Annotated in this window: 20 protein-coding genes and 1 tRNA gene; 7 read left to right on the top strand and 14 right to left on the bottom strand. The window is 57.5% G+C overall.

The window, feature by feature from the left end:
* Positions 1-20 precede the first annotated feature (20 nt).
* Positions 21-1,619 carry a L,D-transpeptidase family protein gene (locus ACR0CA_RS02255; RefSeq protein WP_480897321.1) on the bottom strand — a complete coding sequence of 533 codons (1,599 nt, stop codon included), beginning with the start codon at positions 1,617-1,619 and terminating at the stop codon, positions 21-23.
* Between the two features lie 355 nt (positions 1,620-1,974).
* On the opposite strand from ACR0CA_RS02255, the gene mepK reads away from it, so the two are divergent.
* A complete protein-coding gene (gene mepK, locus ACR0CA_RS02250; RefSeq protein WP_170786808.1) occupies positions 1,975-2,544 on the top strand; it encodes a peptidoglycan L,D-endopeptidase MepK in 570 nt (189 codons plus the stop codon).
* Positions 2,545-2,672: 128 nt separating this feature from the next.
* Here the strand turns inward: mepK and ACR0CA_RS02245 are convergent.
* The 10 genes from ACR0CA_RS02245 to iscR all read right to left on the bottom strand — a co-directional run bounded on the left by ACR0CA_RS02245 (position 2,673) and on the right by iscR (position 11,186).
* Positions 2,673-2,749 (bottom strand) — tRNA-Arg (locus ACR0CA_RS02245).
* Between the two features lie 66 nt (positions 2,750-2,815).
* Positions 2,816-4,036: a cysteine desulfurase gene (locus ACR0CA_RS02240; protein WP_480897320.1), complete on the bottom strand. Its 1,221-nt coding sequence runs from the start codon at positions 4,034-4,036 to the stop codon at positions 2,816-2,818.
* A 10-nt stretch (positions 4,037-4,046) separates the two neighbouring features.
* Positions 4,047-4,613 (bottom strand): YIP1 family protein, encoded by a 567-nt coding sequence (locus tag ACR0CA_RS02235; protein WP_480897319.1) that lies wholly within the window; start codon positions 4,611-4,613, stop codon positions 4,047-4,049.
* Complete coding sequence (locus tag ACR0CA_RS02230; RefSeq protein WP_170769783.1) at positions 4,610-5,095, bottom strand: YIP1 family protein; 486 nt, start codon at positions 5,093-5,095, stop codon at positions 4,610-4,612. Before ACR0CA_RS02230 ends, ACR0CA_RS02235 begins: the two co-directional genes overlap by 4 nt.
* Positions 5,095-6,375: a SufB/SufD family protein gene (locus ACR0CA_RS02225; RefSeq protein ID WP_480504293.1), complete on the bottom strand. Its 1,281-nt coding sequence runs from the start codon at positions 6,373-6,375 to the stop codon at positions 5,095-5,097. The genes ACR0CA_RS02230 and ACR0CA_RS02225 overlap by 1 nt, the downstream gene beginning before the upstream one ends.
* Complete coding sequence (sufC, locus tag ACR0CA_RS02220; RefSeq protein WP_170769785.1) at positions 6,375-7,130, bottom strand: Fe-S cluster assembly ATPase SufC; 756 nt, start codon at positions 7,128-7,130, stop codon at positions 6,375-6,377. Before sufC ends, ACR0CA_RS02225 begins: the two co-directional genes overlap by 1 nt.
* A complete protein-coding gene (locus ACR0CA_RS02215; protein WP_480897318.1) occupies positions 7,123-7,956 on the bottom strand; it encodes a glycosyltransferase family protein in 834 nt (277 codons plus the stop codon). Before ACR0CA_RS02215 ends, sufC begins: the two co-directional genes overlap by 8 nt.
* Before the next feature lie 140 nt (positions 7,957-8,096).
* Positions 8,097-9,617 carry a Fe-S cluster assembly protein SufB gene (gene sufB / locus ACR0CA_RS02210; protein ID WP_480897317.1) on the bottom strand — a complete coding sequence of 507 codons (1,521 nt, stop codon included), beginning with the start codon at positions 9,615-9,617 and terminating at the stop codon, positions 8,097-8,099.
* 18 nt (positions 9,618-9,635) lie between these two features.
* Positions 9,636-10,679, bottom strand: coding sequence for a cysteine desulfurase family protein (locus ACR0CA_RS02205; protein ID WP_480897316.1), 1,044 nt, complete (start codon positions 10,677-10,679; stop codon positions 9,636-9,638).
* A gap of 48 nt (positions 10,680-10,727) precedes the next feature.
* Positions 10,728-11,186 (bottom strand): Fe-S cluster assembly transcriptional regulator IscR, encoded by a 459-nt coding sequence (iscR, locus tag ACR0CA_RS02200; RefSeq protein ID WP_170782415.1) that lies wholly within the window; start codon positions 11,184-11,186, stop codon positions 10,728-10,730.
* Positions 11,187-11,364: 178 nt separating this feature from the next.
* Between iscR and ACR0CA_RS02195 the strand changes: the two genes are divergently transcribed.
* Genes ACR0CA_RS02195 through ACR0CA_RS02185 form a run of 3 tightly spaced genes read left to right on the top strand, consistent with a single transcriptional unit; the run spans position 11,365 to position 13,417 of the window.
* The gene (locus ACR0CA_RS02195; protein ID WP_170324952.1) at positions 11,365-12,018 is read left to right on the top strand and encodes an alpha/beta hydrolase; all 654 of its coding nucleotides are present in this window, start codon (positions 11,365-11,367) and stop codon (positions 12,016-12,018) included.
* Entirely contained in the window at positions 12,018-12,263 is a 246-nt protein-coding gene (locus ACR0CA_RS02190; RefSeq protein ID WP_170769790.1) for a hypothetical protein, read from the top strand. The genes ACR0CA_RS02195 and ACR0CA_RS02190 overlap by 1 nt, the downstream gene beginning before the upstream one ends.
* Positions 12,260-13,417: an HD domain-containing protein gene (locus ACR0CA_RS02185; RefSeq protein WP_480897315.1), complete on the top strand. Its 1,158-nt coding sequence runs from the start codon at positions 12,260-12,262 to the stop codon at positions 13,415-13,417. Before ACR0CA_RS02190 ends, ACR0CA_RS02185 begins: the two co-directional genes overlap by 4 nt.
* A 20-nt stretch (positions 13,418-13,437) precedes the next feature.
* Here ACR0CA_RS02185 and ACR0CA_RS02180 read toward each other — a convergent pair whose 3' ends face one another.
* The gene (locus ACR0CA_RS02180) at positions 13,438-13,569 is read right to left on the bottom strand and encodes a hypothetical protein (protein ID WP_480897314.1); all 132 of its coding nucleotides are present in this window, start codon (positions 13,567-13,569) and stop codon (positions 13,438-13,440) included.
* A 192-nt stretch (positions 13,570-13,761) separates the two neighbouring features.
* On the opposite strand from ACR0CA_RS02180, the gene ACR0CA_RS02175 reads away from it, so the two are divergent.
* The 3 genes from ACR0CA_RS02175 (at position 13,762) to ACR0CA_RS02165 (ending at position 17,015) form a co-directional block, all read left to right on the top strand.
* The gene (locus tag ACR0CA_RS02175) at positions 13,762-14,097 is read left to right on the top strand and encodes a DMT family transporter (protein WP_480897370.1); all 336 of its coding nucleotides are present in this window, start codon (positions 13,762-13,764) and stop codon (positions 14,095-14,097) included.
* A 74-nt stretch (positions 14,098-14,171) separates the two neighbouring features.
* The gene (gene typA, locus ACR0CA_RS02170; protein ID WP_170782417.1) at positions 14,172-15,989 is read left to right on the top strand and encodes a translational GTPase TypA; all 1,818 of its coding nucleotides are present in this window, start codon (positions 14,172-14,174) and stop codon (positions 15,987-15,989) included.
* Positions 15,990-16,262: 273 nt separating this feature from the next.
* Complete coding sequence (locus tag ACR0CA_RS02165) at positions 16,263-17,015, top strand: hypothetical protein (RefSeq protein ID WP_480897313.1); 753 nt, start codon at positions 16,263-16,265, stop codon at positions 17,013-17,015.
* A gap of 81 nt (positions 17,016-17,096) precedes the next feature.
* On the opposite strand, the gene ACR0CA_RS02160 is transcribed toward ACR0CA_RS02165, so the two are convergent.
* Positions 17,097-17,720, bottom strand: a complete 624-nt coding sequence (locus ACR0CA_RS02160; protein ID WP_480873908.1) for a transglutaminase-like cysteine peptidase — start codon at positions 17,718-17,720, stop codon at positions 17,097-17,099.
* 364 nt (positions 17,721-18,084) lie between these two features.
* Complete coding sequence (locus tag ACR0CA_RS02155) at positions 18,085-18,372, bottom strand: DUF1330 domain-containing protein (RefSeq protein WP_170769795.1); 288 nt, start codon at positions 18,370-18,372, stop codon at positions 18,085-18,087.
* Between the last annotated feature and the right edge of the window lies 1 nt (position 18,373).

The following is an 18,373-nucleotide window of genomic DNA, read 5'->3' as shown; positions in this document are numbered from 1 at the left end:
ATTAAGGCCTAATCCGGTGATTACCCCTGAACGTCCGGCAGGGCCACCCCCGCTTTCTGCAAAGCGTCCCAGATTTTCTGATCTCGGCTGTAGACGTCACGGCGATACTGAACCTCGCCTTTGGGGCCGATATAGGCCGTGCGATAGATCAAATGCACCGGGACGTGCTGTTTCAGAGGCACCGTGGTTTCCTTGCCGGTTGCCAGAACCCGCTGGAAAAACGCCCTTGGGTTTTCCTCCTGCTTGGCCAGCAACGCGTAGGCAAACTCAAAGGGTTGCGCCAGCCGGATACAGCCATGCGAAAACGCCCTCGACTCGCGCGCGAACAGAGATTTCTGGGGCGTATCATGCAGATAGATATTGTACTGGTTGGGGAACATGAACTTCACCAACCCCAACGCATTGCTTTTGCTGGGCGGCTGACGCATCGCAAACGGGAAGTTGCGCGCGGTGAATTGGGTAAAGTCCACTGCGCCCCGGTCAATCTGCCGCCCACTGCGATCAGTGATATGTATATGGTTCACCGCATTCGGGTTCGATTGCAGCTGCGGCAGGTATTCTTTTGTGATGATCGAGCGTGGTACATACCAACTAGGGTTGATGACCATATGCTCCATCTCATCCGAGAATTCCGGGCTGCGGCGATCGTGAACGTTCTTTCCAATGACCGCACGCGTTTCAAACGTCACCAAGCCATCATCAACGATCTTGGCCGAGAAATCCGCCTGATTGACCAGAATATGCCGCTCGCCCCGCTCGCGCGGCAACCAGCGTTCCCGCTCCAGCGCCACGTAGACCGCCCGCAGCCTGTCTGAGGCTGAGCGGTTCAGTTCAGTAATCGTCCCCTGCCCCGCGACCCCGTCCGAGGCTAATCCGTGCGCAGTTTGGAAGTCCTTCACAGCGGCAAGCATCGCGTCATCAAAGCGCGGGCTGGCGGTGGGTTTCAGATAACCCATGGCAACCAACCGGTTGCGCAGCTTGATCACATTGGGACCGGTATCACCAAGTTCCAGCTTGTCCTGAGGCACAGTCGCACCCCATCCGCCCTGATCGATCAAAGCTTTCAAGGCTACTTTCTGCTTCATCAATGCCCGATACTGGGCGGTCTGCGGCGCAAGTTGATCAAAATAGGCCGCGTTCTCGGACACGACCCCTTGCATATGATCCACGGTCGAGCGGCGCTGTACCTTGCGCACCAACCCCTCATCGATATCCGCAGGCCGGAGCGCTCCGGAATAAAGGTCATTTGCATATGCGATAAAGGTCCGGCTCAGCGCCATTTCGACAGCGCCCAGATCCCGGACCGAACGGGCCTCTTGCATCTTGGTCAACAGCGCCTCGACGTTATAGGCATCGGGCAGGCCGTGCATATGGGCAGTGGCCAACGCCTGAATCAGGCTCGCACGACGCGTCGCATGTTCTGGCGTCTCTCCCACCCAAATCGGTGTAAACCCGTTCGCGCGGTAAAAATCAGCAATCTCCGACCCGGACGGAGCAGATTCGGCCACGGCCATCTGAAAGGCAGTGGCCGGTTTGTCGGGAGTGTTGGCCACGCCGGTCGTGGCCGCCAAGCAAGCAGCAAGAGCGAGAACACTGGATGCACGAAAAAATGCTCGCATGGGATAACCTTTATTCTTCAACACTCTACGCGCGCCTGTATCCACGCCGAACAAATATGCTGGCCGGTCGACGGGCTTGTCCATTCACAAATACATCACATCGATGCTTCTTTACCCGCCTGATGCGCGTTTGCATCGACCACAGTCCCGCTCACCCTTGGCGCCTGAAAATTATACGGATTTGTGTCATCTGCGCAAAAAACTGCCGAAAATTCCCCCTTGAAAAGATGAATATGAAAGACTTCTTGGCTGGATTTTGCGTCTGTGCCATAAAACCCGTACTTGGGATGGGAAAAAATTAAGAACGCGCACGTAACATCGTGTGCAGGCAGGAACAGTACGGGACGAACATAAAATGACGACGAGCAGTTCCTCGGGTATGACCCGGCGGGCCCTATTGGGCGCATTTGCGGCAACGGCAGTGGTTGCAGCACCAACATATTCCAACGCAGCAGGTTTCCTCCGCGGCGGCGGCGACATTCGCCGTATCCGGATGTATTCCGGGCGCACCGGCGAGCGTATCGATATGATATATTGGGTCGATGGAAAATACATCAAGGACGCTGTCAAAGAAGTGAACCACTTCATGCGTGACTGGCGGACGGACCAAGTCAAGGACATGGACCTGCGCACCATCGACATCATGGCTGCCTCACATAATCTGCTGGACGTTGACGAACCCTACACGCTGCTGTCTGGCTACCGCTCACCTCAGACCAACGCGATGCTTCGGTCCCGATCGCGCCGCGTGGCCAAGAACTCACTTCATATGAAGGGTCAGGCCGCTGACCTGCGCTTGTCGTCCCGGTCAGTCTCGCAGATGGCCAAGGCCGCCATATCCTGCCGTGCGGGCGGGGTGGGCAAATACTATCGCTCGAATTTCGTGCACATGGATTGCGGCGATATCCGTAGTTGGGGCGGGTAAGCACCAACATACAAAACCAACCCGTATTCTCGACCGCCGGCCCCCAAGACCCGGCGGTTTTTTTGCGCGCGCGTCCCCTGTCCAGATTCAATCGACCCAGAGCGCGAACAGGAAAATTCAAAGGAAAATGGCGCACCTGAGAGGATTCGAACCTCTGGCCTCTGCCTTCGGAGGGCAGCGCTCTATCCAGCTGAGCTACAGGTGCCTTGGCCGTTAGCTAACCTTGTTCCGATCCGGGTGCAACTGCAAATCCACCCGGAACAAACAGGTTTCAAGCAAAGAGATCATGCGCCAGTTCCAGCGCGTCGATCAGTGTGTCGACCTCATCCTTGGTGTTATAGAGCCCAAAGCTCGCCCGGCAGGTGGCAGTGACCCCGTAGAAATCCATCAACGGACCGGCGCAATGGTGGCCTGCGCGCACCGCAACGCCTTTTTTGTCCAGAATGGTCGATACATCATGCGCATGCCCTGCCCCGTCCAGCGTAAAGCTGAAAATGGCGGCCTTGTCAGCACGGGTGCCCTGAACCTGCAACCAGTTGAGGCCCGTCAACCGCTCCATCGCATAGTCGCGCAGACCAGCTTCGTGGGCGGCAATGTTCTCCATCCCCAAGTCCATCATGTAATCCAGCGCCACGCCCAGTCCGATAGTTTGCACAATACCCGGTGTTCCGGCTTCGAACTTCATCGGCGGATCATTGTAGATCACCTGATCCTTGCTGACCTCTTTGATCATGTCGCCGCCCCCGATAAAGGGACGCATCTCAGCCATACGTTCGGACTTGATGTAGATCGCACCAGACCCGGATGGGCCATAGAGCTTGTGCCCGGTGATCGCGTAAAAGTCGCAACCAATGTCCTGAACATTGACCGGCATGTGTACCGAACCCTGGCTGCCATCGACCAGAACCGGAACACCTTTGGCATGGGCCCCTTCGGTGATCGCTTTGACGTCCACAACGGTGCCTAAAACGTTGGAACATTGAGTGACGGCAACCAGTTTGGTCTTGGGGCCAACAGCGTCAATGACAGCCTGTGGGTCCAGCCCACCTTCGGCATCCACGTCAACCCATTTCAGGACAACACCTTGCCGTTCGCGCAGAAAATGCCAGGGGACGATGTTGGCGTGATGCTCCATCACGCTCAGCACGATCTCATCCCCTGCCTGTAGACGCGGCATGGCCCAGCCATAGGCGACGAGGTTGATCCCTTCGGTCGTACCAGAATTCAGGACAATCTCATCCTCATCTGCAGCGCCCAGAAACTTCGCAATCGTGCCGCGTACGGACTCGTATTTTTCGGTCGCCAAATTGGACAGATAGTGCAATCCACGGTGTACGTTTGAGTATTCTTCAGCGTAGGCGCGGGTCACCGCGTCGATCACCACCTGCGGCTTCTGGGCCGAAGCGCCATTATCCAGATAGGTCAGCGGTTTTCCGTTCACTTCACGCGAAAGGATCGGAAAGTCCGCGCGGATTTTCTGTACATCGTACATAGTATTCTTCCTAGACAGGCCCGCTGGGCGCCAGAGCAAGGACCAATGGCATCGCCACAAGAGCGGACAGCACAATGACCCCAAAGGATTTCAAGATCGAGCCGAATTTATGCGCCTCATTGATGAAATGCAGTGTGACGTAAAGGCTTACGATGACCGTTGCCAGAAGGAACAGCGCCATCAGGAACGGCACCACCAGTGACACCAACAAAGTAATGGTCAGGGCAGCCGTTTGCAGAAACTGCAGCCAGACAGACAGGATCATTATGTCTTCGAACTGCGCAACGCCGCCTAAAAACCGACCTATCAGAAAAAAAGCCACGATGCCCATCAGCATTGTCCCCGCAGACAGGAACAGATTCATGACTACCGGATCGGGCGGTGGAACCGGCACACCTTCGGGCACTGGGACCAGTTGATCAATCCCGACCTGAACAAGCCCGTTCAAAACCACGGCCAGAAAAAAAGCAAGCCAAAGGACTTCACGCCCCGGACGCAGGGCCAAAAGATGCCGTGCCGCCTGAGCCGGGTCTGTTAGCGTCATGATCGCAAGATCGGGTAAAGATATTCCGTTCATTGCGTAATCCTCTGCGCTTGTCGCAACCCTGCCAGCCAGAACCACAGGAAGACCACGAACCAGATCAGCCCGACCGCAGTCAGTGTCGGCCCTGGCCCGATGAACCCTGCCACCAGACCGTTCAACAGCACCAGCGGGGTAGAGGACAACAGCGCCCAGAACAAAGCAACCCGCGCGCCGTAAGCTGTCCCCTTCCCTCCAACCAACCGCGCGGCGCCATGTGAGACGAACGCCAGCAGATAGAAGAACAGGGGCAGGATGATCACCGTGCCCAGCAACGCCCCGCCCATGAGCATATTCAGCTCCAGCCCTTCCAGATGGGCACGGCGAGACAGGCCGGGCAATTGCGCAACGAAAGCTACAATGCAAAACGCCATCACAAAGACCAGCGCGCGATCTTCGCGCTGGCCCAGATCGAGCAGCCGACGCACAACGCGCCCTGGCCCTCGATACGTGGCGGCGATATCCGACGTCACCGGCATCAGCTGTGCCGCGACAACCAGCCTTCAAGGCGATCAACAATGGCCTGTGACAGGGCGTCATCTTCGATCTCGTCCACAGCCTCGGCCAGAAACGCCAGCGTCAGCATGTTGGTCGCCTCTTTGGTCGGAACCCCGCGCGAGCGCAGATAGAACAGGGCCGTTTCATCAATCGCGCCCGAGGTCGAACCGTGCGAACACGCCACGTCATCAGCATAGATCTCAAGCTCGGGCTTGGCCAGGAACTGGCTGTCGTCGTCCAGCAACAGCGATTGGCTGATCTGATAGCCATCCGTCTTCTGCGCGCCCTCCTTGACAAGGATCTTGCCCTGAAACACGCCGGTGGCACCGTTGCGCAGCACCTTCTTGAACACCTGACGGCTTTCGCAATTCACGGCGTCATGCGTGATGAAGACGGTATCGTCGTGATGGAAATCGCCGTCACCAACGCAGGCACCGGCAACATGGGCCACCGCATCGTCTCCGGTCAGCTCGACCACTTGTTCGTTGCGCGTCAGCACGCCATTCACAGTCAGGGTGAAGGATTTGTAGACCGATTCCTGCCCCAGACGCGTGAACATGTGGGTCGCGGCACGACGTTCGTGATCGCGGCCTTGCGCCCGCACGTGATGCAACACCCCACCATCGGCAATGTCGATCTCCATGCATTTGTTGAAACGCGAGGCGGCAGGGCCATTTTCAAGGATCGTCACCTCGGCACCGCTTTCGACGCGGATGATATGGTGCAGCATCGCGTCAGAGGTTTCCGAGGCATGGCGATAAATAAAGCTGATCGGCTTGGACGGCTTGCCTGAGACATGAATCGCAATCCCATCCGCCGCAAAAGCCGTGTTCAGCGCCGCCAGAGGACGTTGCACAGGCGATTGACCCCGCGCTTCCAGCACGCCGTACAGCTCTTTCGCCCAGTGAATATCTTTAAAGCAAATGTCCTCGATCCGGTCGATGGTGACACCTTCCAGAGTCAGATCATCGGATTCCTCAGGGCTGAAAACGCCATCGACGAAAACGATCTTCAAACGGTCCAGATCGGCGAACAACATGGCCTCGTCCGGATCGAACAGTGCGGCCCGAGGGGCCTCGGGCGCGACCAGCGTATCCGGGCGGGTGTATTTCCAATACTCATCCCGGCGACCGGGCAGACCCATTTCCAGCACACGGGCCAGCGCGTCTTCGCGCGCGGCACGGGTGCAACCGGCGTCGGGCATGACCAGATTGGCCAACCGCGCCTCGGTAGCGGTTTGTTTCACTTCGGGCAGAGCCATCAGTTCACCTCGGCCAGAATGTCGGCGTAACCGTTGTTTTCAACTTCCAGTGCCAGATCGGGGCCACCGGTTTTGACGATCTTGCCGTCCGCCATGATGTGCACAACGTCCGGTTTGATGTGATCCAACAAACGCTGATAGTGCGTGATCACCAGGAACCCACGTCCTTCGTCGCGCAGCGCGTTCACACCCTCTGCCACCAGCTTCATCGCGTCCACATCCAGACCCGAGTCGGTTTCGTCCAAGATGCACATCTTGGGCTCGAGCATCGCCATTTGCAGGATCTCGTTGCGCTTTTTCTCACCGCCTGAGAAGCCAACATTGACAGGGCGTTTCAGCATGTCTGCGTCGATTTTCAGCGACTTGGCCTTGGTGCGGACCTCTTTCAGGAAGTCAGCCGCTGACAGCTCATCCTCACCGCGCGCCTTGCGCTGGGCATTCACGGCGGTACGCAGGAAGGTCATGTTGCCCACGCCCGGAATTTCGACCGGGTATTGGAACGCCAGAAAGACGCCAGCGGCGGCGCGCTCTTCCGGTTCCATCTCCAGCAGATCTTCACCGCCCAGAGTCGCCGACCCATCGGTTACTTCATACCCGTCGCGCCCCGAAAGCACATAGCTGAGCGTCGACTTACCCGAGCCATTCGGCCCCATGATCGCGTGCACCTTACCGGCCTCGACCGTCAGATCGACACCTTTAAGGATTTGCTTCTCTTCTTCCTCAAGTTTCACGTGCAGGTTCTTGATTTCAAGCATGATGGAGTTCCGTTTCCTGACTGTTCGTTGAAAAGCTCTCCAACAGGTTCGACTGACTGCGTTCGATACCATCCTGGTATGTCAGCGTTGCCGGAGGCTCTTGTTTCGCTTTTTGCGCAATGTCGTCCACCCCAAGAGGCATGGGCAAAGCACGTTCTATTCCGGTTGCATAATCGTAGAATTTCAAACCGGGCTTCGTATGTATTTCCTTGTGGGCAAACCAATGGTTGGCCACGCCGTAGCTGTCGGCCACGATCAGCCCGTGTAAGCTGGACGAAAACACCACGCAGCACGCCGCGATCTCATCGCACACGACCTTGGCCGGACGCCGCGTGTCGATAAGGCGAAAACGCGGGTCTGAGCCGACCAGATTTTGAATTGTAGGATCGTCAACCTCAGTGTGATGCGGAACGATGCCGATGATATCCTGCTGTGGTTCGCTCCGGGCATGCACCTTGGCCGCGAGTATACCGGGATCACCGTAGGTTACGCCCCGCAGGTTCAGCAGGGACGCCGTGATCGGCCCGCGCACGGTTTTCGGCGGCTGCAACGTCTCGACAAAATCGGCCGCAAGCGGTTCAAGACATCCACTTCCCCAGATCATCGGCTTATGTGACGATCCACGCCCCAGCGCCCCTTTGCGGGCCAATGACATGATGGACCCGATCGCAAACAAATCCGCCCGCACAGGTTTGGTCCAGACCACATCGCGGCCGGCCACGAAAGACACGACATCGCGTGACAGGTCATCGCCAAAATTGGGACGACTGGCCCACCAATACAGCTTGACCGGCTGCTTGTCGGGATGCGCTACAGACTGTTCCATCGCCTATCTCCGCCCCACGCCAGCGCCGCGCAAAACCCCAGCGGTCCGCCGGGCGCAATACCCGGCAGGCGCAGCGGTTTTCAGCACATATTTCGAGTGCGCAGCCAATGTGAGACGTCCTTTTTGAAACAGGCAGGTGGTTAACCCACCGACCCCTCCAACGAGATGGCGACCAGTTGCTGCGCTTCCATGGCAAACTCCATCGGCAACGCCTGCAACACGTCCTTGCAGAACCCGTTTACCACCAGCGCCACGGCTTCTTCCTCGTCCATGCCGCGCTGACGGCAGTAAAACAGCTGATCGTCATCCACCTTGGATGTGGTCGCCTCATGCTCAACGCGCGATGAGTTGTTCTTGACCTCGATATACGGCACTGTGTGCGCCCCGCATTTGTCGCCGATCAGCAAGCTGTCACACTGGGTATAGTTGCGGCTGTTCTTAGCCTTGGGATGCATCGAGACCAGACCACGATAGGTGTTCTGCGCCTTACCCGCGCTGATGCCCTTGGACACGATGCGTGACTTGGTGTTTTTGCCCAGATGGACCATCTTGGTGCCGGTGTCAGCCTGCTGATAGTTGTTGGCGATGGCAATCGAATAGAACTCGCCTTGGCTTTCCTCGCCCCGCAGGATGCAGGACGGGTATTTCCATGTTACAGCGGAACCGGTCTCGACCTGCGTCCACATCACCTTGGACCGGTCGCCCCGGCAATCGGCGCGTTTGGTCACAAAGTTATAGATGCCGCCCTTGCCATTCTCATCACCGGGGAACCAGTTCTGGACGGTCGAGTATTTCACCTCGGCATCTTCTTCGATGATGATCTCGACCACAGCCGCGTGCAGCTGTGCGGTATCGCGCTGGGGTGCGGTGCAGCCTTCCAGATAGGACACATACGAGCCCTTATCGGCAATGATCAAGGTGCGTTCAAATTGACCTGTGTTCTCCGCGTTGATGCGGAAATAGGTGCTCAGCTCCATGGGGCAGCGCACGCCCGGCGGGATGTAGACGAACGAGCCATCCGAGAACACGGCCGAATTCAGCGTGGCGTAAAAGTTGTCCGAGACCGGAACCACCGAACCCAGATATTTCTTGACCAGTTCGGGATGCTCGCGGATCGCCTCAGAGATCGAGCAGAAAATAACGCCGGCTTGTTTCAGCTCTTTCTGAAACGTGGTGCCAACAGAAACCGAGTCAAACACCGCGTCCACAGCAACCTTGCGACCCTCAGCCGGGGCATCCTCGGCACCTTCTACACCTGCCAGAATCATCTGTTCTTTCAGTGGGATGCCGAGCTTTTCGTAAGTCGCCAGCAGCTTGGGGTCGACCTCGTCCAAGGACTTGGGCTTTTCCTCCATCGACTTGGGACGGGCATAGTAATACTGGTCCTGAAAATCGATCTTGGGATAGCTGACCATCGCCCAGTTCGGCTCATCCATCTGAGTCCAGCGCTCGAACGCGGCCAAACGCCATTCGGTCATCCACTCGGGTTCTTCGTTCTTTTCCGAGATCAGGCGCACGATATCAGGGTTCACGCCCTTGGGCGCGTATTCCATCTCAATATCAGTTTCCCAGCCGTATTTATAGGTTCCGACCTCGCGTACCGCATCCACGGTTTCCTGATCGACACCCTCTTTTACCTGGGTCTGGTCCAAAGCGGCCATAAGACACCCTCCGTCTGATCACGCGGCCCGCGCGCGATGCTTTTTCTCTTTTTCAAGCCACGTTTCCGCGAAACGCAGCACATCTTCTTCCGTTGTCGCAGGCCCCAGCGAGACGCGAATTGCGCTGGCAGCTGTTACCTCGTCAAATCCCATCGCGGTCAGCACCGCACTTGCGCGCACCTTGCCGCTGGAACAGGCCGAACCTGCGCTGATTGCAAATCCAGCCAAATCCATCTGCATGACCTGCGTCTCACCCTTCCAACCGGGGGTGGCGAAACACAGGGTGTTCGGCAGGCGTTCGTGATCTTTCCCGACAAAAATAGTAGATTTAGAACCGGCCTCAAGGGCCTTTTCTAGAATATTTCTAAATTCTTTGACCTGCTCCCAAACTCCATCGGCCAGATCACGCGCCGCAGCTTCAGCAGCAGCCCCGAACCCCGCGATTCCAATGACATTTTCGGTACCCGAGCGCCGTCCCATCTCTTGCCCGCCGCCCTTGATCCGGGCGGGCAGATCGGTGCCGCGCTTCATCACAACCGCGCCAACGCCTTTTGGACCACCAAGCTTATGGGCCGAGATCAATGCCATCTGCGCATCCAGCCAGTTGAACGCCACCGGCAATTTCCCGAACGCCTGAGTCGCATCCGTAACCGCCAGACCTGCTGGCAACGCCTGCACGATCCCTGTCTCGGAATTGGCAAGTTGCAGCGTGGATTGCGCCGGATCGGCCACTGTAACTGCCCCCTCCGGTGAAACTAGCAAGTCTTCCGTAGTCCACGCGCGAACAGCATCATGTTCAATGGCAGCCCCGTGCAGACCTCGACCTTCCAAAGCCAGCGCTGCCCCTTCGGTCGATCCTGATATGAATACAATATCCGCACCATCCGCCCCGAATGCAGTCGCAATCTGTGCCCGCGCACGCTCAATCACTGCCTTGGCCGCGCGACCTTCGGCATGGACCGAGGACGGGTTGCCGCACATCTCCATCGCGGCAATCATCGCCTCGCGTGCCTCGGGGCGCAGTGGGGTTGTTGCGTTATGGTCCAGGTAAACACGTGTCACGGATTCACCTTTTCGCCGACCAGAACATTTTGTTTGTTCCCTGTCATCTTATTCGTCCACAACGGCAAATAGGCTGGGCACCGCCGGACAAGGCGCAAGATCGTTCTGAATCACATCCGATAGGCGCGTCTGATGCAGGAAAACGTAGACATGGGCGCTCAGCCCTTCCCACAGTCGATTGGTTAGAGATTGCGCCCGGCTGCCAGACAGCGCCCCGGTCGCACCCGCGCCTTTTTGCAACGCGTCGACGGTTTCATCGACTGCGGCCAGAATCTCAACCACGCGGATCTCGGATGCGGGGCGGGCCAGACGATAGCCGCCACCCGGTCCACGCACCGACGATACCAAGTCGGCCCGGCGCAGTTTGACGAAGAGCTGCTCAAGGTACGGCAGTGAGATATCCTGACGCGCCGAAATTTCGCCAAGCGTCACCAGCCCGCCCGAGGGCTGAAGGGCGATATCGGCCAGCGCCACCATCGCATAACGACCCTTGGTCGACAGCTTCATTTGCATTCCCTCATCGCAGTTTACGCGCGAAATCATTGACGTCGCCGCTGCCAGTGCGTATCTCCGACAGGCAGCGCTTCGGCGCCCAGCATCTAAATTAGAACCGTTCTAAGGTGCCCGACGATAACCGTCAAGTATTTCTGGGCACCCAGAAGAAAAAGACAGGACCGACGCACACATGCCCGAGGTGATTTTTCCCGGACCAGAAGGCCGCTTGGAAGGCCGCTACCACCCGCAAAAGGAAAAAGACGCACCGATCGCCATCGTGCTGCACCCGCATCCTCAATTCGGCGGGACCATGAACAACAAGGTGGTCTATAACCTGCACTACGCGTTCTATAACATGGGGTTCACCGTTCTGCGGTTCAACTTCCGTGGCGTGGGTCGCAGCCAGGGCGAATACGATCAGGGCGTGGGCGAGCTAAGCGATGCAGCCTCGGCGCTGGACTATTTGCAGTCGATGAACAACAACTCGAAACATTGCTGGGTCGCAGGGTTTTCCTTTGGCGCATGGATCGGGATGCAGTTGCTGATGCGACGCCCCGAGATCACCGGCTTTATCAGCGTCTCGCCGCCTGCCAATATGTACGACTTTTCGTTCCTGGCCCCTTGCCCGTCCTCGGGGCTGATCATCAACGGATCGGCAGACCGGGTAGCCCCTCCGGCGGATACCACATCGCTGGTCAACAAACTGCACGAGCAAAAGGGCATCACCATCACCCATAATGAGGTCGAGGGTGCTGATCACTTCTTCCAGGACCGCCACATGGACACGCTGATTACCGACGTCAGCGACTATGTGAAACGCCGCCTGACCGAGAATACGCGCTGATGTCCGACACGATCACTTCACTGGCGTCCAAGCTGGCCGAAGACACAATGAAAGTGATGGATGAAACCGGCGACGACCGGTTCTTTGTCGAAGTTGGCGAAATGCTGGGCGCGTCTTCCCAAACATTGGAAGAGGCGTTTCTGACCGAAATCCGCGTTCGGTTGGCCGAACGCAAAGCGCGCAAATTCGTGGTGCAAAGACTGGCGGAACATCGCAGTCAGGTGAAGGCGATCGAAAAGCAATGACGGAACGGCTGTCCGCTCAGGTCTCGTTTCTGAAACAGGCGGACAAGCTGAAATCCGTCAGCCGCGCCAACACGCTGCTGGATCAGTCCAGGGCCGAAAACGCCGCCGAGCACAGCTGGCATCTGGCCTTATGGGCGCTGGTCATGTCCCCACTGGCCAAGGCACAGGTGCAGATCGACCGCGTGATCCAGATGTTGTTGCTGCATGATCTGGTCGAGATCGTGGTCGGCGATCATCCCATCCACCTGCAAACAGACTGGGACGCGGTAGAGGAAGCCGAACACGCAGCGGCGCTTGAGCTTTTTGGCCTGTTGCCGTCGGATCAGGCGCAAGCATTTCTGTCCCTCTGGCAAGAGTTCGAAGCAGACGCGACGCCTGACGCGCAATTCGCCAAGCGACTGGACCGGTGCCAGCCTTTGTTCCAGGTCCTGTGCGCGCCCAACCCCAACCCCGACCACATCGAGATTGCCAGAGATAACCTGAACGCAAGGCGCGCGGCCTATCTTGAGACGGCGCTGCCAGCGGCATTCACCCACGCCCATGCGATCTTGCGCGATGAAACCCCAGTTGAGACCACATTTTCGGCCCGCCTGCCCTTTCTGGTGGAAGCCGATCGGTTGAAAGCGGTTCTGCGGGCCTCGCGATTGTTGTCGAACGACCGCTTTGAAAACTCGGCTGAACATTCCTGGCATATCATGCTGTTTGCGTGGGTTTTGGCGGAATATGGCGGTTCTGAGGTTTCGATCTCGCGCGTGCTCAGGATGTTGTTGTTGCATGACATTGTGGAAATCGATGCTGGCGACCACCCTATCCACGGCCAAGTAGACAAAGCCGCGCAGGAAGCCGAAGAGCGTGCTGCCGCGGAGCGTCTGTTTGGGCTTCTGCCCACCGACCAGCGCGACGCGTTTCACGCGATTTGGCTCGAATTCGAAACGGCCGAAACGCCTGATGCACAATTTGCAAAGGCCATTGACCGGTTCCAAACACCGATCGGCAACCTCGCCACCGGTGGCGGATCATGGGTGGACTATAACGTGAGCCTTGCGCAGATCGACAGCCGCGTTGGCGTTCCGATCAACCGAGGCGCACCGCAGCTTTGGTCATGGCTGCGGCCGCAGCTTGAGGCTTATTTCGCCAGCCGCGAACCCGCTTGACCTCTTGCCTCGATATTGAATCAGACCTGAGCGCTTGCTTCGGGCACCATGTCCTGATCTGCTTTGTCACGGGTTGACCCGGCGCTGATAAACCAGCCGAAAAGAACGATCAGGGCTGAAAGAGCGATCACGGATTTCGCAAAACTCGTCATTATAATGAACTCTGAACTCAAAAAATCTGTCGTTCTGGTGCCAGTTTTCCTTGTCAAAAACAGTCCGGTAATCCTGACCAATTGAAGTAAGTCCGCGCGATTTTCACACCCGTTACTGCGCGCAAGAAAGACCTTGCCTGCGCCGATAGTTTCGTGATCAATCCACTCCGCCACACTCAGATCGAGACTCCGATGCCCAAAGCCTATCTCATTTTGCTGTTTGCCGTGATCGCCGAGACCATCGGCACCACCGCTTTGCAAGCCAGCCAGCAATTCACACGGTTCTGGCCCTCGGTCCTCGTGGTGGTCGGATACGGAATTGCGTTTTATCTGATGGCGCTGACCCTTCGTTACATGCCCGTCGGGATCGTCTATGCAATCTGGTCCGGTATGGGCATTGCGCTGATTGCCATCATCGGCTTCTTGGTCTTTGGTCAGCGGTTAGACTGGCCCGCCGTGCTTGGACTGGGCATGATCCTGACCGGAATCCTCGTCATTCACCTGTTTTCCAAGACTGCAGGGCACTGACCAGCGGTTAGGGCTGGCCTATTTGCTCAAACCGCGCTATGCGCGCGGCAACTTCCCGTTTTAAGGCTGACCTCATGGACCTGCGCAATATCGCAATCATCGCTCACGTGGACCACGGTAAAACGACCCTGGTGGATGAGCTGCTCAAACAATCCGGCGCGTTCCGGGAAAATCAGGCCGTGGCGGAACGCGCCATGGACAGCAACGATCTGGAACGCGAGCGCGGTATCACCATCCTTGCCAAAGCGACTTCGGTCGAGTGGAAAGGCACCCGCATCAACATCGTCGACACCCCTGGCCACGCCGACTTCGGCGGCGAGGTAGAGCGCATCCTCTCGATGGTCGACGGCGTAGTTCTGCTGGTAGATGCCGCTGAAGGTCCGATGCCCCAAACCAAATTCGTGACCTCCAAAGCGCTGGCACTGGGCCTGCGTCCGATCGTTGTGCTGAATAAGGTCGACAAGCCCGACGCTGAACCCGACCGCGCGTTGGATGAATGTTTCGACCTGTTCGCCAATCTGGGCGCCGATGATGATCAACTGGACTTCCCGGCCATGTACGCCTCGGGCCGCTCGGGCTGGGCGGATATGGAGCTGGATGGCCCCCGCAAGGACCTGACCGCTCTGTTTGATCTGATCGTGGATCACGTGCCTGCGCCGAAACAGGCCGACAAAAAAAACGAACCCTTCCGCATGCTGGCCACCACGCTGGGCAGCGATCCGTTCATCGGCCGCATTCTGACCGGCCGTGTGGAAAGCGGGACTCTGAAAGCGGGTGACAGCCTCAAGGCCCTGTCGCGCGACGGGACCCTGATCGAAAACTTCCGCGCCTCGAAAATTCTGGCCTTCCGTGGTTTGGCGCAACAGCCCATCGACGTGGCCGAAGCCGGTGACATCGTCACCATCGCAGGCATGAGCAAGGCAACCGTGGCAGATTCGCTGGTTTCCCCGCAGGTGGACGAGGCCCTGCCCGCTCAGCCCATTGACCCGCCGACCATCACAGTGACCTTTGGCATCAACGACTCGCCTCTGGCCGGTCGTGACGGCAAAAAGGTCCAGTCCCGCGTGATCCGTGACCGCCTGATGAAAGAGGCCGAATCGAATGTCGCCATCCGCATCAGCGACACCCCCGGTGGCGAGGCGTTCGAGGTCGCAGGCCGTGGCGAATTGCAGATGGGCGTTCTGATCGAAAACATGCGCCGCGAAGGGTTTGAACTCAGTATCTCCCGCCCGCAGGTCCTGTTCCGCGAAGAAGACGGCCAGCGGCTGGAGCCCATCGAAGAAGTCACCATCGACGTGGATGACGAATTCTCGGGCGCTGTGATCGAAAAAATCACAGGTGCACGCAAGGGTGAACTGGTCGAGATGCGCCCTGCAGGTGCCGGCAAGACCCGCATCATCGCGCATGTCCCCTCGCGCGGACTGATCGGCTATCACGGTGAATTCCTGACCGACACCCGCGGAACCGGTGTCCTGAACCGCGTGTTCCACGGCTGGGCCGCGCATAAGGGAGCGATCCCCGGACGTCGCGCGGGCGTTCTGATCTCGATGGAGAAAGGTCAGGCGGTCGCCTACGCCCTGTGGAACCTTGAAGAGCGTGGCCGCATGTTCGTGGCGCCACAAACAGATGTCTATCAGGGTATGGTGATCGGCGAGCATTCGCGCGACAATGATCTGGAAGTGAACCCGCTGAAGGGCAAAAAGCTGACCAACGTTCGTGCCAGCGGCTCGGACGATGCGGTGCGCCTTACGCCTCATGTCCAGTTCTCGTTGGAGGAAGCCATCGCTTATATCGACGATGACGAATTGGTCGAGGTCACGCCCAATGCGGTCCGCTTGCGCAAACGATTCCTGGACCCGCACGAACGCAAACGCATGGCAAAGTCCGCCTAGCTAAAAGACTGTAAAACAGTTCACAGTGTGGAAACAATTCCACAATCGTGACATATTTGCGTCCACCACGGAAAAACACACAACATATAGGCCCGCCTCGCCGGCGGGCTTTATTGTTGTTTTTAATATATTTTCCTTTTTTGCCCCGAAATTGAGGGCTTTTCTTTTTCCCGCACTTCTTGAAAATGTGACGAGGGATGGCTGTAATTATGTTTAAAGTATGGCACGAGTGTTCGTGCAAATACGGCTTAATGAGTACTAAGGAGTAACGCCATGCGCGTAAAATCTCGTTTATTGTCAATTGTTTTCATTTCGGCCGCAATTCCGTTTGCGGCACCGGCCTTGGCCGCCGACAAGTGCACCGTAAAAACAGCGCGTCAGTCGGTTTCAACTGAAACTCTGTGCGGATGCTCTGTGGTTGACGCGCGGATGCTGCGCTATATTCAGAGACGCGCAGATTTCGAAGACATTCTGGCACGTACATCTGAGTTCTGCCCGGCTTTTGCGGCGGTTCTGACGGATATTCCTACCGCAACGATCGCTTCAAATACACAGCGCACCGGCGACGGTGATGCGGATGAATCCGATAACGATGGCGACAACGGTAACGGCGGCGACGGCGGTGGTGACAACGACGACGGTGGTGACAACGGCGATGGTGGTGACAACGGCGACGGCGGTAGCAACGACGACGGCGGTGACAACGGCGACGGTGGTGACAACGGCGACGGTGGTGACAACGGCGACGGTGGTGACAACGGCGACGGTGGTGACAACGGCGACGGTGGTGACAACGGCGACGGCGGTGACAACGGCGACGGCGGTGACAACGGCGACGGCGGTGACAACGGCGACGGCGGTGACAACGGCAACGGCAACGGCAACGGCGGTGGCAACGGAAACGGGAACGGCAACGGGAACGGGAACGGCGGCAACAACGGTAACCAAGGCAACAACGGAGGCGGCAACGGCTCCGAGGGCGCAAGCCCTGGCCAAGGCAGCGGCGCCAATGACGACGAAAGCTGATCTGGGCCCGTTTACCCAAAGACAGAGAGGCGACCAACCGGTCGCCTCTTTTTTCGTCCTGCGCTCTAATATCGGGTCACGCTAAGAACGCCCGTAGACTCCCACCCAACTGCTGGGTTTCCGGGGGTCTTGCATCCGCAAGAAGAAATAGCGGGTATCCGACCAGCGTTTGATCCGGTTGGTTAGATTGTCCAAAACCAAATCTCCTGATGCGGACCGATAGACCAGAACGGCATGCGCGTTTCTCTGTCTATCGAGCACTGTGGCGATCAAAAGCTTGCTGGGATCAATACCTGCTCGGATCAGATCACGTTTCTTCAGCAGGGCAAAATCCTCGCAATCACCGCCAAGCGAAGTCGGCAACGCCCAGCGTTCGCGCGTGCGGTACTGCGATTGGTCGGTCACTTCACGCGTCGTCGCATTTACGCGGCGGTTCACACGGTTCACAATCTGCATCTCTTGCTGACTGGTCAGCACGACCGAGCGCTTGCTGGAACAGGCCCAAGTATATTGTCGGCACAATTGTCGCGCACCTGAAGGTGGGGGAGACGAAACAGCTGTCTGGATAAAGCTGTTTTCTCGGGCTTCGGCCGGGGCGGTTGCAAAAAGTGCCCCGGATGCCAATGCAGCTAGGCCAACAGCCCGAGCCGTCGCAGGTACAAGGCGCCCAACAACGGTTCCGAGTTCACTGCCAAACGATTTCATGCCTGTCCCTCGATCCTGGTTCATCCAAGCGATTGCCGACAAACCGGACCGTATCCCCATTTCGGAAACTATCGGTAAACGGGCACGTCGACGCAATCTAAGGGAAAATTGACGGGGAAAAGAGGCGGAAATTCGTCACTCAATATGACCATTTCAGGCAAGAATTGCGGTGCTGCTGTCACAATTGTGGGGCGCGCGCTTTGTTCCGCCTCAACGGATAACAAATCAACTATTTGAAAATAAAAGATTCTCTGAAATCAAATTAATGACCCAATCGATACATAGCAAAACTTGTCCGACTGGGCCAAAATCCGCGCATCAAAGTGCTGTCACCCTTCACAGGTACACGACAGCAGGTGCGATTCTATTCGGTGATCTCAACAACCACCAATTCTCGCTCGCTTGCATCACGTGCGAAGTCCAGCGCAGCCTGATATTCATCCGAGTTGTAACACTCGACCGCGGCCTCAAGCGATGGAAAGCGCGCGACCACATTGCGCGGGCGTTCTTTGCCTTCAAGTTGTACAAAGCGTGCCGCGCGCGCGATGAATGTTCCACCATGCTTGGCAATCGCCGGTCCGGCCAATTCTGCATATTTCCCATATGCTTCTGTGTCCGTCACCGTCACATGCGCAATCCAGAGAGCTGCCATA

The organism is Ruegeria sp. F12, from assembly GCF_056533885.1.
The sequence above is the reverse complement of the archived record's forward strand: the minus strand, read 5'-3'. Positions and strand labels throughout refer to the sequence as shown.

Excerpts from the sequence above, each read along its gene's own strand:
- ACR0CA_RS02255 (WP_480897321.1), bottom strand. The coding sequence starts at position 1,619 with ATGCGAGCATTTTTTCGTGCATCCAGTGTTCTCGCTCTTGCTGCTTGC.
- mepK (WP_170786808.1), top strand. The coding sequence starts at position 1,975 with ATGACGACGAGCAGTTCCTCGGGTATGACCCGGCGGGCCCTATTGGGC.
- ACR0CA_RS02240 (WP_480897320.1), bottom strand. The coding sequence starts at position 4,036 with ATGTACGATGTACAGAAAATCCGCGCGGACTTTCCGATCCTTTCGCGT.
- ACR0CA_RS02235 (WP_480897319.1), bottom strand. The coding sequence starts at position 4,613 with ATGAACGGAATATCTTTACCCGATCTTGCGATCATGACGCTAACAGAC.
- ACR0CA_RS02230 (WP_170769783.1), bottom strand. The coding sequence starts at position 5,095 with ATGCCGGTGACGTCGGATATCGCCGCCACGTATCGAGGGCCAGGGCGC.
- ACR0CA_RS02225 (WP_480504293.1), bottom strand. The coding sequence starts at position 6,375 with ATGGCTCTGCCCGAAGTGAAACAAACCGCTACCGAGGCGCGGTTGGCC.
- sufC (WP_170769785.1), bottom strand. The coding sequence starts at position 7,130 with ATGCTTGAAATCAAGAACCTGCACGTGAAACTTGAGGAAGAAGAGAAG.
- ACR0CA_RS02215 (WP_480897318.1), bottom strand. The coding sequence starts at position 7,956 with ATGGAACAGTCTGTAGCGCATCCCGACAAGCAGCCGGTCAAGCTGTAT.
- sufB (WP_480897317.1), bottom strand. The coding sequence starts at position 9,617 with ATGGCCGCTTTGGACCAGACCCAGGTAAAAGAGGGTGTCGATCAGGAA.
- iscR (WP_170782415.1), bottom strand. The coding sequence starts at position 11,186 with ATGAAGCTGTCGACCAAGGGTCGTTATGCGATGGTGGCGCTGGCCGAT.
- ACR0CA_RS02195 (WP_170324952.1), top strand. The coding sequence starts at position 11,365 with ATGCCCGAGGTGATTTTTCCCGGACCAGAAGGCCGCTTGGAAGGCCGC.
- ACR0CA_RS02190 (WP_170769790.1), top strand. The coding sequence starts at position 12,018 with ATGTCCGACACGATCACTTCACTGGCGTCCAAGCTGGCCGAAGACACA.
- ACR0CA_RS02185 (WP_480897315.1), top strand. The coding sequence starts at position 12,260 with ATGACGGAACGGCTGTCCGCTCAGGTCTCGTTTCTGAAACAGGCGGAC.
- ACR0CA_RS02180 (WP_480897314.1), bottom strand. The coding sequence starts at position 13,569 with ATGACGAGTTTTGCGAAATCCGTGATCGCTCTTTCAGCCCTGATCGTT.
- ACR0CA_RS02175 (WP_480897370.1), top strand. The coding sequence starts at position 13,762 with ATGCCCAAAGCCTATCTCATTTTGCTGTTTGCCGTGATCGCCGAGACC.
- typA (WP_170782417.1), top strand. The coding sequence starts at position 14,172 with ATGGACCTGCGCAATATCGCAATCATCGCTCACGTGGACCACGGTAAA.
- ACR0CA_RS02165 (WP_480897313.1), top strand. The coding sequence starts at position 16,263 with ATGCGCGTAAAATCTCGTTTATTGTCAATTGTTTTCATTTCGGCCGCA.
- ACR0CA_RS02160 (WP_480873908.1), bottom strand. The coding sequence starts at position 17,720 with ATGAAATCGTTTGGCAGTGAACTCGGAACCGTTGTTGGGCGCCTTGTA.
- ACR0CA_RS02155 (WP_170769795.1), bottom strand. The coding sequence starts at position 18,372 with ATGGCAGCTCTCTGGATTGCGCATGTGACGGTGACGGACACAGAAGCA.